This window comes from Paenibacillus psychroresistens, assembly GCF_009728935.1.
GTDB lineage: Bacteria > Bacillota > Bacilli > Paenibacillales > NBRC-103111 > Paenibacillus_AC > Paenibacillus_AC psychroresistens.
Genome location: NZ_CP034235.1, coordinates 2,319,555 through 2,336,106 on the forward strand (window position 1 = coordinate 2,319,555; position 16,552 = coordinate 2,336,106).

At 40.4% G+C, this 16,552-nt stretch carries 16 protein-coding genes; 13 read left to right on the plus strand and 3 right to left on the minus strand.

Annotation, left to right across the window (positions count from 1 at the left end; genetic code table 11):
* The first annotated feature begins 140 nt into the window (after positions 1 to 140).
* The 4 genes from EHS13_RS10300 (at position 141) to EHS13_RS10315 (ending at position 3,917) form a co-directional block, all read left to right on the plus strand.
* On the plus strand, positions 141 to 1,508 hold the full coding sequence (locus EHS13_RS10300; RefSeq protein WP_155700257.1) for an EAL domain-containing protein: 1,368 nt from the start codon (positions 141 to 143) through the stop codon (positions 1,506 to 1,508).
* 109 nt (positions 1,509 to 1,617) lie between these two features.
* Positions 1,618 to 2,751, plus strand: coding sequence for a cyclic dehypoxanthinyl futalosine synthase (mqnC, locus tag EHS13_RS10305; RefSeq protein ID WP_155705294.1), 1,134 nt, complete (start codon positions 1,618 to 1,620; stop codon positions 2,749 to 2,751).
* Positions 2,752 to 2,892: 141 nt separating this feature from the next.
* Positions 2,893 to 3,096 (plus strand): hypothetical protein, encoded by a 204-nt coding sequence (locus EHS13_RS10310; protein ID WP_155700258.1) that lies wholly within the window; start codon positions 2,893 to 2,895, stop codon positions 3,094 to 3,096.
* A 140-nt stretch (positions 3,097 to 3,236) separates the two neighbouring features.
* Positions 3,237 to 3,917 (plus strand): uracil-DNA glycosylase, encoded by a 681-nt coding sequence (locus tag EHS13_RS10315; protein WP_155700259.1) that lies wholly within the window; start codon positions 3,237 to 3,239, stop codon positions 3,915 to 3,917.
* Between the two features lie 5 nt (positions 3,918 to 3,922).
* Here the strand turns inward: EHS13_RS10315 and EHS13_RS10320 are convergent, their stop codons facing one another.
* Entirely contained in the window at positions 3,923 to 4,270 is a 348-nt protein-coding gene (locus tag EHS13_RS10320; protein ID WP_155700260.1) for a winged helix-turn-helix transcriptional regulator, read from the minus strand.
* A gap of 181 nt (positions 4,271 to 4,451) precedes the next feature.
* On the opposite strand from EHS13_RS10320, the gene EHS13_RS10325 reads away from it, so the two are divergent.
* The 5 genes from EHS13_RS10325 to EHS13_RS10345 all read left to right on the plus strand — a co-directional run bounded on the left by EHS13_RS10325 (position 4,452) and on the right by EHS13_RS10345 (position 10,384).
* The gene (locus EHS13_RS10325; protein WP_155700261.1) at positions 4,452 to 5,330 is read left to right on the plus strand and encodes an NAD-dependent epimerase/dehydratase family protein; all 879 of its coding nucleotides are present in this window, start codon (positions 4,452 to 4,454) and stop codon (positions 5,328 to 5,330) included.
* Between the two features lie 25 nt (positions 5,331 to 5,355).
* Positions 5,356 to 6,306 carry an aldo/keto reductase family protein gene (locus EHS13_RS10330; protein WP_155700262.1) on the plus strand — a complete coding sequence of 317 codons (951 nt, stop codon included), beginning with the start codon at positions 5,356 to 5,358 and terminating at the stop codon, positions 6,304 to 6,306.
* A 184-nt stretch (positions 6,307 to 6,490) separates the two neighbouring features.
* Positions 6,491 to 7,408, plus strand: coding sequence for a putative sporulation protein YtxC (ytxC, locus tag EHS13_RS10335; protein ID WP_155700263.1), 918 nt, complete (start codon positions 6,491 to 6,493; stop codon positions 7,406 to 7,408).
* 340 nt (positions 7,409 to 7,748) lie between these two features.
* On the plus strand, positions 7,749 to 9,674 hold the full coding sequence (thrS, locus tag EHS13_RS10340; RefSeq protein ID WP_155700264.1) for a threonine--tRNA ligase: 1,926 nt from the start codon (positions 7,749 to 7,751) through the stop codon (positions 9,672 to 9,674).
* Between the two features lie 86 nt (positions 9,675 to 9,760).
* Positions 9,761 to 10,384 (plus strand): 3D domain-containing protein, encoded by a 624-nt coding sequence (locus EHS13_RS10345; RefSeq protein WP_155700265.1) that lies wholly within the window; start codon positions 9,761 to 9,763, stop codon positions 10,382 to 10,384.
* Between the two features lie 318 nt (positions 10,385 to 10,702).
* Here the strand turns inward: EHS13_RS10345 and EHS13_RS10350 are convergent, their stop codons facing one another.
* Positions 10,703 to 10,939, minus strand: coding sequence for a hypothetical protein (locus EHS13_RS10350; RefSeq protein ID WP_155700266.1), 237 nt, complete (start codon positions 10,937 to 10,939; stop codon positions 10,703 to 10,705).
* A gap of 76 nt (positions 10,940 to 11,015) precedes the next feature.
* Between EHS13_RS10350 and EHS13_RS10355 the strand changes: the two genes are divergently transcribed.
* Complete coding sequence (locus EHS13_RS10355; protein ID WP_155700267.1) at positions 11,016 to 12,416, plus strand: methyl-accepting chemotaxis protein; 1,401 nt, start codon at positions 11,016 to 11,018, stop codon at positions 12,414 to 12,416.
* Between the two features lie 116 nt (positions 12,417 to 12,532).
* Complete coding sequence (locus tag EHS13_RS10360) at positions 12,533 to 12,874, plus strand: hypothetical protein (protein WP_155700268.1); 342 nt, start codon at positions 12,533 to 12,535, stop codon at positions 12,872 to 12,874.
* A gap of 63 nt (positions 12,875 to 12,937) precedes the next feature.
* Here EHS13_RS10360 and EHS13_RS10365 read toward each other — a convergent pair whose 3' ends face one another.
* Positions 12,938 to 14,230 (minus strand): ammonium transporter, encoded by a 1,293-nt coding sequence (locus EHS13_RS10365; RefSeq protein ID WP_155700269.1) that lies wholly within the window; start codon positions 14,228 to 14,230, stop codon positions 12,938 to 12,940.
* Between the two features lie 242 nt (positions 14,231 to 14,472).
* Between EHS13_RS10365 and liaF the strand changes: the two genes are divergently transcribed.
* Together liaF and EHS13_RS10375 are read left to right on the plus strand one after the other, a co-directional pair.
* Complete coding sequence (gene liaF, locus EHS13_RS10370) at positions 14,473 to 15,507, plus strand: cell wall-active antibiotics response protein LiaF (protein ID WP_227013880.1); 1,035 nt, start codon at positions 14,473 to 14,475, stop codon at positions 15,505 to 15,507.
* 14 nt (positions 15,508 to 15,521) lie between these two features.
* A complete protein-coding gene (locus EHS13_RS10375; protein ID WP_155700270.1) occupies positions 15,522 to 16,541 on the plus strand; it encodes a HAMP domain-containing sensor histidine kinase in 1,020 nt (339 codons plus the stop codon).
* The last annotated feature ends 11 nt before the right edge of the window (positions 16,542 to 16,552 follow it).

The following is a 16,552-nucleotide window of genomic DNA, read 5'->3' on the forward strand; positions in this document are numbered from 1 at the left end:
CTATAAACGCTTATTATATGCGGGTATATTCGCTAAAATTCGACTTCTTTTTGCTGATTAGATGTGATAAAATACCATTAGCTTTTGTTAACTTTACCCAAAGCTCATAGGTTATTTACAAACACAGCAGGAGGAGAGCGATGAGGTATTCTATGGCCGCTAGATGGGAAAAACGTATTAAATTGCTTTGGTCATTGCCTTTTCCAAATCGAGCCTTGAGGTTTTTTCCTCCTGAATTTATTATACGAGATCCACTTTTATCATTGGTTCACGCGTATCGTCGTAAAGGTCTCCATTATGCAGTCATTGTGATTCATATGGATGATTTTCAGAATATCTTAGCCAAAATTCCTTATTCACTCGCTCAAAAGCTTTTGCAGCAATTGAAATATGAGTTTATAGATGTATTAAAGAGAAGTTTTAATGAGAGTCTGATATTGGGTGTTAAGCAATTCAATCCAGATGACTTTACCGTAATCTTAAAAGTAGATAAAGATTGGACTTACGAAGATCTTCACCAAAAAGAAGTATGCTTTCGCAAAGATGTGGAACTAAACTTAAACCATTTCATGGAGCAGCAACTATATGGTCGATTAAAGTTTCAATCGGGTAGTATGATTGTGGGTCAGAGTACTGAACATACAGAAGCTGCCTTACAAGCAGCTTATTATTATGCGCTTTGCGTAGCCACAGATCGACTTCCTGCTCATTTCGCACCGTATCGGCTAAGGCTTCAAGAAATCATTAAAGATAAAGCGATTTATGTGCTGACACAGCCCATTATGTGCTTAGATACGGGTGAAATTTTTGGCTGGGAGGTCTTAACTCGAGGCCCGCAGCATTCTCCTTTTCATACTCCTACAGAGTTATTTGAATTTGCGCATCAAGCAGATTTACTTCAGGAGCTAGAATATCTTGTATTAGAGAAAGCATTTTTGGAGATATCTAGTCGCAGTATAACTGAGCAAGTATTCATTAATATTACGCCTATTTCATTGATGCAGCCTACATTATTGGTTCATGTCTTAAATTGTTTACAGCAGTATCCTAAGATCCTAGCGACACAAATCATATTTGAAATAACAGAGCGGCATTCGATACGTGATTATGAACAGATGGGTACGATCCTGCGAAATTATAGAAGCCATGGATTTAGGTTTGCTGTGGATGATGCTGGAGCGGGATATTCGAGCCTGCAGTCCATTTCTGAGCTTATACCGGATATGATCAAAATTGATAAATCAGTGATTCAGAATATAGATCAAGTTGCAGTCAAACAATCTCTACTTCGCGCTTTGTTATTTTTTGCAGCAGATATTAAATGTCAGGTGATTGCAGAAGGCATAGAACGTGAAGAAGAAGCGAATATTTTATTCGATCATCAGGTCAAAATGGGTCAGGGTTATTATTTTGCCAAGCCAGAACGGATGCAATTTGATTATGCTCGCACTCACGTCCCGCACTTGAAAGAAAAGATCATGCAAATGCGTGCCGCTTACAATATTTGAGCTAACCCTTTTGATCCTTTCGAGATCAAAAGGGTTGTTTTTCAGAATGACTAATGCACCGTATGTATGGTACGATAAGAGATAGATAAAGATGATTGGAGTGATTGTATTGCTAGCTATTGACCATATATTGAAGAAATCCTTAGCGGGAGAAAGAATGAATGTTGAAGAATGTATCGCTTTATTCGAATCGGATGAGGTTGAAAAGATTGGTGATACAGCCAATAAAATCATGCTTAAATGGCATCCTGATCCTGTAACAACCTTCGTAATTGGACGGAATATCAACTACACGAACATTTGTGATGTTTATTGCAAATTTTGTGCTTTTTATCGTGCACCAGGCTCTAAAGAGGGTTATGTATTACCAGACGAGTTAATTTTTCAAAAAATACAAGAAACACTTGATGTAGGTGGTACTGAGATTCTGATGCAAGGCGGAGTAAATCCAGATTTACCTTTTTCCTATTATACCGACCTGCTTCGTGAAATCAAAAAACGTTTTAATGTTCAAATGCATTCATTATCTCCGGCTGAAATTATGAAAATCAAGGAAAACTCCGGTGGCATGTCTTTAGAAGAAGTGCTGAGTGAACTGCATGCTGCTGGGCTGGACTCGTTGCCAGGTGGCGGAGCAGAAATTCTCGATGACCGCACCCGTAGACGGATCAGCCGTTTGAAGGGGAGCTGGCGCGATTGGATGGATGTTATGCAAACAGGCCACAAGCTAGGCATGCATTCAACAGGAACTATGGTTATTGGTTTAGGAGAATCGTACGAAGAGAGAGCCCTTCATTTTGAACGTATTCGTACGGCCCAGGATGAATGTGTCGAGCGCAAATATAATTCACCAGGGTTTCTAGCCTTTATTCCTTGGACATTCCAACCTGACAATACGAATATGAAAGGTGTTAAGGTTACAGCAGAAGAGTACCTTAAGACTCTAGCAATCAGTCGGATTATGCTTGATAATATTCCGAATTTTCAATCCTCATGGGTAACCATGGGACCAGACGTCGGTAAATTATCACTTGAATATGGCTGCAATGATTTTGGGAGTACAATGATGGAAGAGAACGTCGTATCTGCAGCTGGAACAACTCATAAAGTAAACATTGAACTCATTCTACAATTGATTCGCGAAGCCGGGAAAATCCCAGCTCAGCGTAATACTAAATATGAGATTCTCCGTACATTTGAAGCGAATGATAAGGTTGCTAAAGATTTCATCCTACAGAATTAAACGTTATAAAGTGATTAAATGAAATCGGGAAGCTATTTCCCGGTTTTTTTTAATGCTTTCTACATAATTTGCACTCGGTGCTGCAACAAATTTGCCTTTCCATTCGTTATGTTATTTTATAAATCTATTTGGAGGTCAGGTATGTTACCCGGGCAAATTCTAAAAACAGATGCAGACTTCGATAATGCTATATTGAATGCTGTTGAGGTAATGGTAACACAATATGGTTCACAGCTGGGTAGAGGTCAAATCCTATCCCATAGTTTACATTCGGTTAAATTAACTAGCAGCTACTTTTTTAAAGACGGCAGTGAATTTACCATTTGTACTCTAGTACATTCGTAATATAATTGTTTTACAGCAGATCACTGGCAATTACGCAGTGGTCTTTTTTTATGTAGAATTACATGAGAAAAGTCGGACAATACGTTATAGTAAAAGAAAGCTTATATTGAACTTCACATTAAAGGAATGATAGAGTAACCATGATACAAATCCAAGATGATTGGAAAGTGCTGTTGGAAGAGGAATTTGCAAAGCCTTATTACTTAAAGCTAATGACGACGCTAGAGGAAGAATACCAGACTAAGGTGGTATATCCCAACCGAGCTGATTTGTTTACTGCATTGCAGGCAACTTCCTATGCGAATACGAAGGTTGTCATTCTTGGGCAAGATCCTTATCATGGTGCTGGTCAAGCGCATGGTCTAAGCTTTTCTGTCCAACCTGGCGTACCGCTTCCACCCTCGCTAAAGAATATTTTCATAGAGCTGCAATCGGATGTAGATTTCAATATCCCCAATCATGGTTGCTTGCATTCTTGGGCAGAGCAAGGTGTCTTATTGCTCAATACTGTCATGACTGTTCGTGCGGGTGAAGCAAATTCACATAAGAAAATAGGCTGGCAGCAATTCACCAACCTAATTATTAGTCTATTGAATGCACGTGTGAATCCTGTTGTCTTCATTCTATGGGGGAATGGGGCTCAACAAAAAACCGAATTAATTACTAATCCCAAGCATCTCGTGATTCAATCCGTACATCCAAGCCCCTTATCCTCTTATAGAGGATTCTTTGGCAGCAAACCGTTTTCTGCAGCAAACCGTTTCCTACGGCAAAACGGCAGTGCTCTGATAGATTGGCAGCTGCCAATGGATGCCTATTAATAAATTTAAGCCCATTTAGCCGCCCAAAGCTTCATCTCAATCAGAATCTGATGGAGATCTTCGCCTTTGGGGGTTAATTTGTATTGTACAGTTACCGGAACAGTAGCAAAAGCTTCTCGCTCCAAGACACCTTGAACTTCTAAATGGCGTAAAGTATCCGTTAAAGCCTTTGGACTGACCCCATTAATTTGCCGTTGCAGCTCCCCGAAGCGTTTAATGCCATCGAAAAGCTCTCTTATTACGTAAAAAGACCATTTGCCACCTATAACATTTAAGGTTTTTTCTATTCTGCAGTCAATAATCTTCGGGATTTTAGGGATATAATTATCAATATTGCTTTCTTTCAAGCTCATTTGCTTATTCACTCCTTGAGATATGACTTAACCTAGCTCCTATTATACTATATAAAGCTACTATACATAAAGTAATTAGGTTTAAAAATGGTAATAATGTTAAGAATATTTCACTACTATCTATTTTTAAGATTAGCGTATAAGATGGCAAAAGATCCAAAAAAATGGGAGTGATGCCATCTTGGAGAAAAAACGTATTGCCATTACAGGCGGAAGCGGCAAAGCCGGGAAATGGATTATAAAAGAAATGTTAGATCATGGATTTGATGTTTTAAATTTAGATTGGAAGCTGCCGGATGAACCATTATGTGATACGGTTATTGTGGATCTTAATGATTTAGGCCAGGTGCATAACGCATTGTCTCGCTATAATGGAAGAAATCGCAAGTCGTTTGACGCGGTTATCCATTTTGCTGCAATTCCACAAGCGTATACTTATGCGAATGACTATATTTATCGCAATAATGTGATGAATACTTATAATATTCTTGAAGCAGCAGCAAACTTAGGAATCAATAATGTGGTGCTGGCATCCAGTGAATCCTCTTATGGAATGGTATTTGCTTCTCCATTTTTCTCACCGCAATATTTGCCTGTGGATGAACAGCATCCACAGCTGCCGGAGGATAGCTATGGTTTATCCAAGGTGGTTAATGAGGTAACAGCTGAAGCTTTCCACCGAAGAACGGGGATGCAAGTTATATCCTTGCGGTTAGGCAACATTCTTGAACCGAATGATTATCCGCGAGTACATGAAAGCTTTACAAAGCCTGAGGATCGCAAAGTCATTCTTTGGTCTTACATTGATGTGCGTGATGTAGCAGCAGCTTGCAGACTTGCAGTAGATAAGACTGGGCTTGGTGCACAAGCGATAATTCTCGCAGCGGATGATACTTCATCCAATCTTAGTACGGCTGAGCTAGTGCAACGATACTTACCAAATATTAAGAATAATAAGCTTCCTGGTGATGGACGTCCAGCTTTATTATCCAATGAGAAAGCAAAGGTCTTATTAGGCTGGCGCCAGCAATTCTTTTTGCAAGAGAATGTTGAATATTAATGAAAAACAATTGGAGGAATATAAAATGCAATATCGTCGCTTAGGTAGAACAGGATTAAAGGTTAGTGAAATTGGACTAGGAAGCTGGTTGACTTATGGTGGCTCTGTACAGGCTGCTCAGTCCGAAGCTGTCATTGATAAAGCTTATGAGCTAGGTGTTAATTTTTTTGATACGGCTAACGCTTATTACCGCGGAGCTGCAGAAGAAATTATGGCTAAATCACTCAAAAAATATCGTCGTGATTCTTATGTATTGGCAACAAAGGTGTTCTTCCCGATGGAGGAAGGACCCAATGATCGCGGTTTATCAAGAAAACATATTATGGAGCAATGCGAAGCGAGCTTGAAACGAATGAATGTAGATTACATTGATTTATATCAGTGCCACCGCTTTGATGAAGAAACACCGCTTGATGAAACCTTGAGAGCTTTAGATGATTTGGTTTCGCAAGGGAAAGTTCTATATACAGGTGTTAGCGAATGGAGTGCCTTGCAAATTCAAGATGCTATTCGGGTTGCTAAGGAGCTTAATTTGGATCCAATTGCTTCTAATCAGCCGCAGTATCATATGCTGCAACGTCAGATAGAGCAAGATGTTATCCCTGTTTCAGAGAAACTGGGAGTAGGACAGGTTGTGTTTTCACCTCTAGCTCAAGGCGTGCTTACAGGTAAATATAAAGTAGGAGTAGCAGTCCCAGAGGGCTCCAGAGCGACAGATGCTAAATCCAACATGTTCATGGAATGGTTATTAAAGGATGAACAGCTGCGCAAGGTAGAGCAATTGCAGGAAATTGCGGGAGCAAAGGGCATCAGTATGGCACAGCTTGCATTAGCGTGGATCTTAAGGCTGCCGAATATCTCCAGCTGTATTGTAGGGGCATCTCGACCTGATCAAATCGAAGCTAATATTAAAGCTTCTGGAGTGAAATTCAGCGATGATGAATTAAATGTAATTGAAGCTATTCTAATCGCATAAGAACGAAGATTATGACTAAGGTCTTTGCCCAGAGGTATAGGGTGCAGGGGCCTTTTTCATTTTTTTGAGCAGAAATTAACGGGGGATATTGCCAAATTGTTGTTTGTATATATGTATTCCCGTAACCATATACTTTATAAGAATCGTTTAACAGAGGCGATAGCTTGGAAAGGAGTGGGACCTATTGGATCTATTGAAGCTAACATTTATGAAGCCGGCAGATGAGGTTGTACAGCTGAATAATGACATCCTTGTGCGCATGCAGCCACTTTTATATAAAGTGAAATTAAGCTATGAGGAATTTCCTCGCTTTTCGGTAATTTATTGTTTGAATAGTTTGACTCAGAGCTGGAAGCATTCCGAGAAAATTGAAATAAGCGAGATTTTAGCACGAGCCGTAGCTGACCATATTATTGCACATAAAGAAATAGAACTGTTACGAAGTCTGATTTGCGAAGATTTTTCTTATCAAAATGAGCCTGAGATCAATAAAATCATTCGCTATTGCAACCAGATGCTGAATAATGAGGATGATTCCCTATATGTTGCAGACCATGGGAAGAATCGCAGGGCACTGACAATCAGCAATGAAATCAAGCAATTTTTCAAGAAGAATAACGACTTAAACCTGGATGGTTTTCTTGAGTTTCGGCTGAAGGAGTACAAAGAGGAGCTTCGCGAGGTTGTCGAATATGCAGTTGATGAATTTATCATGGATAAACAGTATCAAGAATTCATCGCTTTGCTTAAATATTTTGTATTCATTCAGGAAGCGAAAATTCCAGTTGTGCATCTAATGCACAAAGGGGGTCATGAATTTGTATTGTTCAATGAGCAGATGACCCCAATGGATTTGAAAGCAACGGAGGATTCGTTCAAAATCGAAATTTTGGATCAGGAGTTTAATTTTGAAGATTTAGTGGTCAGCACATTAATTTCGATCGCTCCGCAGGAAATCCATATTCACACTCGCGAGCCAGAGGTTCAGGTGATTCAAACCATTATGCAAATATTCGAGAATAGGGTGCAAATCTGTGAATATTGCAGACAATGCAAGCCGATCCTAGGGGATCGTATGATTCAGAATCAACACTATACTTGACCAAAGGGGTCGAGGTAATTATAATAAAGAACAAGATAATAGTTATTGTACGGCAACGATCAAAGACATGAGTGTCTGTTAAACGGTCCAGAGAGAGGAGACTTGGCTGTAATCTCCTTCCGAGCTTAATAGTCATTTACCCCTTTGTAGCTGCGAATTTGAACCATGCATTAATGCATGCAAGTAGAATTGGCCGACTCATTCCCGATAAAGAATGCCTGAGGATTCGTGTATAATGCAGCGAATCGAAGTAGGGTGGAACCACGAGCTGAACGCACTCGTCCCTTGAGGAGAGAGGCGTTTTTTTGCGTTCAAAAACAAATAGAAGGTTGGGGTAAACATGGCTATTCAAGTTACATTTCCAGATGGCGCAACACGCGAGTATGAACAAGGTACAACAATTGATCAAGTAGCTGAATCCATCAGCTCAGGTTTACGAAAGAATGCAGTAGCCGGTAAATTAAACGGTAAGGTTGTCGATTTGAGCACAAAGCTTGAAGAGGATGCTAAGATCGAGATCGTTACCTTAGATAACCCTGCAGGCTTAGAAGTATACCGACACAGCACAGCTCACTTACTAGCCCAAGCCATTAAACGAATTTACGGCAATAAAGAAGTAAAGCTTGGTATCGGTCCTGTTATTGAAGATGGTTTTTATTATGACATTGATATTGCAAATCCACTGACTCCTGAGGATTTAATTAGAATCGAAAAGGAAATGGAACGGGTTGCTGGAGAGAATCTTTCGATTACTCGCCGAGTGGTTAGCCGTGAGGAAGCATTGCGGATTTTTGGAGAACAAGAGGATCCTTATAAATTAGAGCTGATTCGTGATTTACCTGAGGATACAGAGCTAACTATTTATGATCAAGGTGAATTCTTCGACTTATGTCGTGGACCGCATTTACCTTCTACTGGGCGAATTAAAGCATTTAAATTGTTAAGCGTGGCAGGAGCTTACTGGCGTGGGAATTCGAATAATAAAATGCTGCAGCGGATTTACGGAACTGCATTTCCTAAAAAAGCGCAATTGGATGAGCATTTGCATCTATTGGAAGAAGCTAAGAAGCGGGATCACCGTAAATTAGGCAAGGAATTGAAATTGTTTATGTTTTCAGAAGAAGCGCCGGGAATGCCGTTCTATTTGCCAAACGGAACAACAATCCGCAACGAGCTGGAGGCGTTCGCACGCAAGCTGCAGATTGAGCGTGAGTATAACGAGGTACGTACACCGTTTATCATGAACCAAAGGCTTTGGGAGCAATCTGGACATTGGGATCATTATCACGATAACATGTATTTTACAGAAGTGGATGACAATAAATTTGCCTTAAAGCCGATGAATTGCCCAGGTCACATGTTGATCTATAAGAATGACTTGCATTCATACCGTGAGCTGCCTATTCGTATTGCTGAGTTTGGCCAGGTTCATCGCCATGAATTTTCTGGAGCCTTAAATGGGATGATGCGTGTGAGAACCTTCTGTCAGGATGACGCTCATTTATTCGTTCTGCCTTCGCAAATTGAAACAGAAATCAGTCAAGTCATTTCGTTGATTGATCTAATTTATCAAGTATTTGGCTTCTCCTACCGAGTCGAGCTATCTACACGTCCAGAGGATTCAATGGGTGATCCAGCATTGTGGGATCAAGCAGAGCAAGCGTTAAAGAATGTGCTTGAGAGCAAAGGTATTGAATATCGTCTTAATGAAGGAGACGGTGCTTTCTACGGACCTAAGATCGATTTCCACATTCTTGATGCGCTAAAAAGAAGCTGGCAGTGCGGCACAATTCAGTTGGATTTCCAAATGCCAGAAAAGTTTGACCTAAACTATGTAGGTGAAGATAACCAAAAGCATCGTCCTGTGGTTATCCATCGTGCCGTTTATGGATCCATTGACCGTTTTATTGGTATTCTTACAGAGCATTTTGCAGGAGCCTTCCCAACGTGGCTTTCACCTGTTCAAGCTAAAGTTATCCCTGTCTCAACTGCTTTTGAAGGTTATGTAGCTGAAGTTACAACGAAGCTTTTGGCAGCTGGAATTCGTGTAGAAGCCGATCAACGCAATGAGAAGCTAGGTTACAAAATACGTGAAGCTCAGCTTGAGAAAATTCCCTTTATGCTAGTTGTCGGAGAAAATGAAGTCAATGCAGGTTCTTTCTCTGTACGAAGACGAGGTACTGGGGATTTGGGTTCACACAGCATTGAGGCTACAATTGCATTGATTCAAGAAGAAATTCGCTCCAAGAAGACAGACGGGAATTAATATACAGGTAACAGGCAACATTTAACGATGCATAAGCAACATTGTCTTGGGGCAACCTCTTAATAGTAAGGGGAGGTTTCAAGCCAATGTTACCGATGATGATTAGCCATTCGAGAAGGCTGCATCTGCTAAAAATTGTTTCTATAATAATTATCTGTATAGGGATTAATAGGTGTGAGACAGTCTTCTCAGCATCTAACCCGCTTCCTGCCGATGCATCTGAACCAATAGTAAAAAAGGTTGGTCCACAAAAATCCGCACTCCAAAAGCCTGATACGAAGCCAATAAGTAATTTAAGCTCGTATGAATCTGTGGAGGTAATGGCTACTGGATACACAGCAGGTGTTGAATCTACAGGGAAAAGCTCAGGTCATCCGCAATATGGCATTACCTATTCTGGGGTTAAGGTAAGGAAAGCAATGGTTTCTACCATTGCCGCAGATACCAAGGTCTTTCCACTAGGAACTTTGCTCTACATTCCCGGATATGGCTATGGACTTGTAGCGGATACTGGCAGTGCCATTAAAGGCAATAAAATTGATTTATTCTTTTTGAACAAAAAAGAGGTATATGCAAATTGGGGTAAAAAAAAGGTCAACGTTTATGTGCTAAAACGAGGTGAAGGCAAGGTTACAGAAGCCATGCTGGATCGCCTTAACGAGATGAAAGCTTTTTCCCAGCATCCTCCGGTCATGCGAATTGAATTGTAAGACAACATTAGGTTCTTGGCTTTTTGCCAAGAGCCTTATTTTATTGTCTTGGAAAATATACTCGTTTCGTGATTGTTGGTAACCTGAGGATATGGAAAAGCAATATATGATGTAGCGATAAGCTGAAAATTATGCTATCGGGAGTAAATGAGCTTAAAGTAACTTGCGGTTAGATTGATTTTCAGCGCATCAGAGTAAGATCGGGCACAAAGTAAACTGGTTGGGCTTTCGATAAATTGAAAATCATGTTATCGGGAGTAAATGAGTTAAAGTAACTTGTCATTAGTTTGTTTTCATTTTGTTGAAAAGAAGAAGTATTCAGACAAAAAAAGGCTGTTGAGAAACCAGATGTGGAGGATTTGTATGTTGAGCGAAGAGTTTACGTGGCGCCTTTGAAGATTGCATCCTTACCACCTGTTTTATTTCAATAAAAAAGGATGCAAATTCAAGAGTGCCCGAAGCCAACATACGAATCCGTAACGTCCTTGGTTTCTCAACAGCCTGAAACTCACCCAAAGAGTGAGTTTGTTCTTTAATAAGCATTTGCGCCGCCATGTAGTTGCTCAACTGTTTATCTTATCGCATATGGTTTTTTTTGCTAAATTTCGCTATAATAATACGATATTAATAAATGGATTGGGTGATGGATATGGGTGACCGTAAATGGGGTATTTTTCCGGATAAGAAAGTGGTTAATATGTCGAATCCTATCACTAAGATAAAGGAATTTGTCAATGAATCTCAAGTTGTGGCGGATCGACTCGTCGCATCTGTAGTAGAAGTCAATACATCGATTACGAAACTTACGGAAATAGCTGATGCCTCTGTCGATAAAGAGCAACAGCTGCGTGCCCAAAGTCAGCAAGTGCTAAGTCAAATCGAAGAAACCTTTTCGTCCATGCAGCAAGTAGCTGCAGCAGCAGATCAAATCATGAATTCAGCTATTGTAATGAATAAGGAAAGTGAAGAAACCAAGAATGCGGTTGTGGATGTTTGTCGAGCTTTAGACAATACGGATCGTGTGATGAACCAGATGCACGCCAATCATGACAACATGCAGAATAGAATTGGTGAATTAAGTGATCACACAGCTAAAATTGAGGACATTAACGGATTTATCCGCGATGTAGTTTCGCAAACCTCCTTACTTGCCTTGAATGCTTCAATAGAAGCTGCTCGTGCGGGTGAGCATGGACGAGGCTTTGCTGTTGTAGCCCAAGAAATTAAAAAACTGGCTGAGCAAAGTCATAACGCGGTAAGTCAATCCTCTTCCATTCTGGAATCGATTGAAACTGGTGTGAAACATGTTGTTGCTGCTGTAGCCGAAGAACGTAAAGCGGTGCAGCAAGGTATTGCCGAAATGCAAGTAATGAAGGACAAAATCGACCTTATTTTTCAACAGATCATTCATGTTAACGGACTAATTACCACTACGACAAGTTCAAGCAAGGAACAGTCTAATATAGTCATGAATGCAACAAGTATGCTGGGAGAAGTCGTAGAAATAGTGAATAGCACCATATTAAGTGTAGAACAGACGCTTGAATTAATGGAGCTGCAGCACAAGGAAGTCAAGAAGCTTACGCTAATTAATCAGGATTTAGATGCAACCTCAACAGAGCTATATGGCTCAATTCGCGCAATGGGATTTGAAAGCTCTGCAGGTAAATCTGCCTTGCTTGTACCCATGCAGACTATACTATCTGAGCTTGTACGTAATGTAGAGATAAGTACCTTAGATGCAAGTAAACATGAAAGCATCCTTAGCCATACCTTACAGAAAACGAATGGAATCGAAGCCATTTGGTCTAATCGTTCGGATGGTACCTTTATATTCTCGCAGCCTAAAGCAGGCTTAATCAATGCAAGAGGCAGAGAATGGTGGAAGCAAGCCATGGCAGGGCAGCTTTTTATCTCTCCCGTTTATATTTCAGCGATTACTAAAAAACCTTGTATTTCGCTTTCCAAAGCGATTCTCGATGATGGAGGCAGACCCGTTGGTGTTATTGGCATTGATTTGATTCTCACTTAAAAACTTATTTCCAAGTAACCCTGAATGTAGTACACTATATAGTGTGATGATAGTTAACATTGGGGGATAGGTGATATATCATGCTTAATGCGGCATCAACAAGGAGTTTGATTTCTGTGGAAAAACGTAAAGCAGCGGATGTTTATCCTTTTTTAGAGGTATATATTGCTAAAAGAGAGCATCAAATGTCAGAAATTATCCAAATGGTTGAACGTTACGAGAAGAAGAGAATGATGGAAGAAAGAGCTTACCAAACGATGTCACCTTTACGCCGAATGTTATCCGGCAAAAAACCAGACCATCATATAGCTGTTGAATATATACATTATGTACGTAGACCTATGGAACAAGTAAAGCAAATCCGGATTGAAATTGAAACGGCGCGAGCCATTCTCGAGGAATCACAGCCTCATGATTTAATTAAATTGTCCGACGAAATGGCTAAAGAAATGGAATAAAGAATAACCTCCTCTTATAAGCGAATGCAGCTTAGTAAGAGGAGGTTATTCTTTTTAATCAGCTTAATCCCGCTTGATATGTTTAAGATCAATGAAACCATGCTCCTGGCTGTATGCAGGTACTCCGTGAATTCCAACATCCAGACCAATTAATTCTTCATCTCGACTTACTCTGACATTAGTGAAGGTGTTAATGAGCTTAAGGAAAAGCCAGGTAAGAGCAAATCCCCAAATACATACCGTAACCAAACCTAGAGCTTGAACACCAAGCAATGACCAGCCACCGCCATAGAATAAGCCGTAGTAGCCTTTTCCTGCCACGCTTGCTAAGTCTTTTTGCGCGAATAGCCCGACAGCTAATGTACCGATACTCCCGCTGATACCATGGACTGGAAAAGCTCCAACAGGATCATCAATTTTTCTGGATTCAAGAAATTCTGTGGCGAATACCATGGAAACTCCACAAACAGCCCCAATCAGGATTGCTGCATTATCAGAAACAAAGGCGCAGCCTGCAGTAATCCCGACTAAGCCCGCTAAGGCTCCATTGATAACCATCGGTGGATCTGCTTTGTGATAGCGAAACATGGTAAACAATATACAGACTGCACCACCTGCAGACGCTGCAAGCATGGTAGTTACAGCGATATGGCCAATCGACCCGTTAGTCGCACTTAATGTACTGCCTGAGTTAAAGCCAAACCAACCAAACCAGAGGATGAAAGCGCCTACAGATGCCAGTGGCAAATTAGAAGGCGGAACAATATTAGCTGAACCATCTTCGTTAAACTTACCGATACGCGGACCGATGAACATGGCTGCAGCAAGAGCAGAGAAGCCTCCCAATGCATGGATAACAGCAGAACCGGCGAAATCGATCATGCCTAAGTTATATAACCAACCGCCTGTGGCCCAGATCCAATGTCCAGCAATCGGATAGATCAAACCTGTCATAGCAATGGTATATAGAATATAAGCGCGAAAGTGAATACGTTCAGCAACAGCTCCAGAAACAATGGATATAACGGCAATAACGAATGCGCATTGAAAAAGCCAATAGGTATCATGTGAAATATTCGTAACTAGATGGCCTAAATTCCCATGCATCATAAAGCCTGATGATCCAAACAAACCGAAGTTATCTACTCCATACATTAAAGCAAAGCCGAAAAAGTAAAAGATAAGTGCGCCGAAGGTTATATCTACAAAGACTTTCATAATAATGCTGACTGCATTTTTCTGACGAACAAAGCCCGCTTCTAATAATGCGAAGCCGCCTTCCATCAGTAAAATCATCGCAGCAGTCAAAATAACCCAAATGGTATCTAATCCATTGGACACATCTGTTAAATTCACTGTTCATTCACTCCCAATTTGATCTCAAACCTAACATTAGCTAGCTTTAGTCCCCATATTATACGTTTCTACTGATAATACTGTCAATAAATGATGTTAGATATGGTGACGTAGAAATTATAATGTTCGGGTTTTGGACTCCGTCTAGAGGCGGAGTCAACATTCCATCCGACGGCTCTATTACAAACTGGTAAAATAGCTTAAACTATACATACAGACAGAGTACAATGGAGGTAACTCAAATGAACAATTTTTTTAATAAGCTAGTTTTTGGACTAGGAATGATAGCAATTGGTGTGTTGTACTTATTGGACCAGCTAGATGTACTTACATTTGATTTAGGTTATATGTTGTCCACGTATTGGCCTATCTTTATCATATTTTTTGGCTTGAAGGGACTAATGTCTCGCAATAAACATAGTGGAAGCGGCTCATTTATTTGGAGCTTTTTTGTAATCTTTCTTGGTGTTTATTTTCTGTTGAATAATTTAGGGGTAGAGGCGTTTAACTATGATAATATGTATAAATTTATTGTGCCTGTGCTGCTGATATTGTTTGGGATAAATATACTCTTTAAGGGAACAAGCTCCAACGTGCTTCGAGATGAACTAAGGAACGAAAAACGTGAGGAACGCGAGCTTAGACGGCAAGTGCATCGTGAAATTAAGCAGCAAATCCACAATAGTCACAGAGTTCATAAAAACCAACCCTTGGATGACTATAAAACACAAGCTGAAATACCTGTAGTAGATAGAACTGAACTTCCGCCGCTTTCTGCTCCATTTGAACATGAGGATCCTTTTCGTGCAGAGAAGCATAATTTTACAGAGGAAGCATACAAGCAAGCGGATAAGCATTGGAAATGGAAGAACTTTGGCCATGTGCATAACGAACAGGATAAAGTAAATCGCTCCAGCTTTATTGGCGATATTCATTATGGTCAGGATAATTGGGATTTAACGCCGATGAACATTTCACTTTTCATTGGTGATACGGTAATTGATTTAACTAAAGCCAATATACCGGATGGTGAGACGAAGATTTATGTATCCTCATTTATCGGAGATTTCAAAATATTCATTCCAAATGACTTGCAACTAGAGGTTAGTGTTACAGCTTCAGCTTTTATTTCGGATATGAAGGTATTGGATCGTTATGAAAGTGGGTTATTCAAAAACCTTGAAGCCAAGACACGGGATTATGCGGATGCGGATAAGAAAATACGGATTGTCGTTAGTACCTTTATTGGTGATGTTATCGTAAAACGTGTTGGTTAGGCGGGAGATAACAGATGAAGAACCGAATTGAAAATATGAAATGGCGGCTTCCGATTTTTTTTATAATTTCAACATTTATTACCATCGGAGTTGGGACTCAAGGTAAGGTATATATTGACAGTCACTATGATCTGCCTCCGACACCTATGTGGTTTATTCTTATCGCGATTATAGCTTTAATCAGTTTGTTTATTGGATATTTGGCAGCTTTAATGTTTCAACGCAAGCTCGATGTGCTTCATTTGGCGATTAAGCAGGTTTCTAAAGGCAATTTAAGCTCGCGGATTGAAGTGGTTGGGACGGAAAACTTTGATATCGTTTATGAAGATTTTAATGAAATGACAGATTGGGTAGAAGGTAAAATGCGGCTGCTGCAGCGGCTTGGTGAAGAGAGCGTTATGCAGAAGATGCATTCCAATGAAGCAGCTGTACTCGAGGAACGAAAAAGGCTGGCACGTGATTTGCACGACACAGTGAGTCAGCAGCTGTTTGCCATTCATATGTCATCTGCATCCTTGCAGAAAATGCTGATAAGCCGACCAGATGCAGTTGACGGGGTTGTAGAGCAGCTAGTAACAATGTCGCAGCATGCACAGAAACAAATGCGCGGGTTAATAGCCCAGCTTCGACCTTTGGAGCTTGAGGATAAATCGCTCGAGGATGCGCTAGATCAATGGTTCCCTGTATACTGCACACAAAACGGTCTGCAGGGCAAGCTTGATTTACAATATCAATCTCAATTCTCAGAAGCCTTGGAGCATCAGCTGTTCTTAATTATTCAGGAAGGAATGGCGAACGTAGTTAAGCATGCTAAAGCCGTTCATGTTTCTCTGACTATATTTGAATCCGATCATCAATATTTATTGCAAATCACTGACGATGGGCAGGGTTTTGAGCTGCTTAAGACACAGCCGACATCTTACGGGTTAGCTACAATGAAGGAACGTGCACAGAAGCTTGGCGGCAGCGGTGAAATCATTAGTCGAATCGGCGCAGGAACCAGTGTGAAAATAAGCATACCTAAATTTACATAATAGCAAAGGAG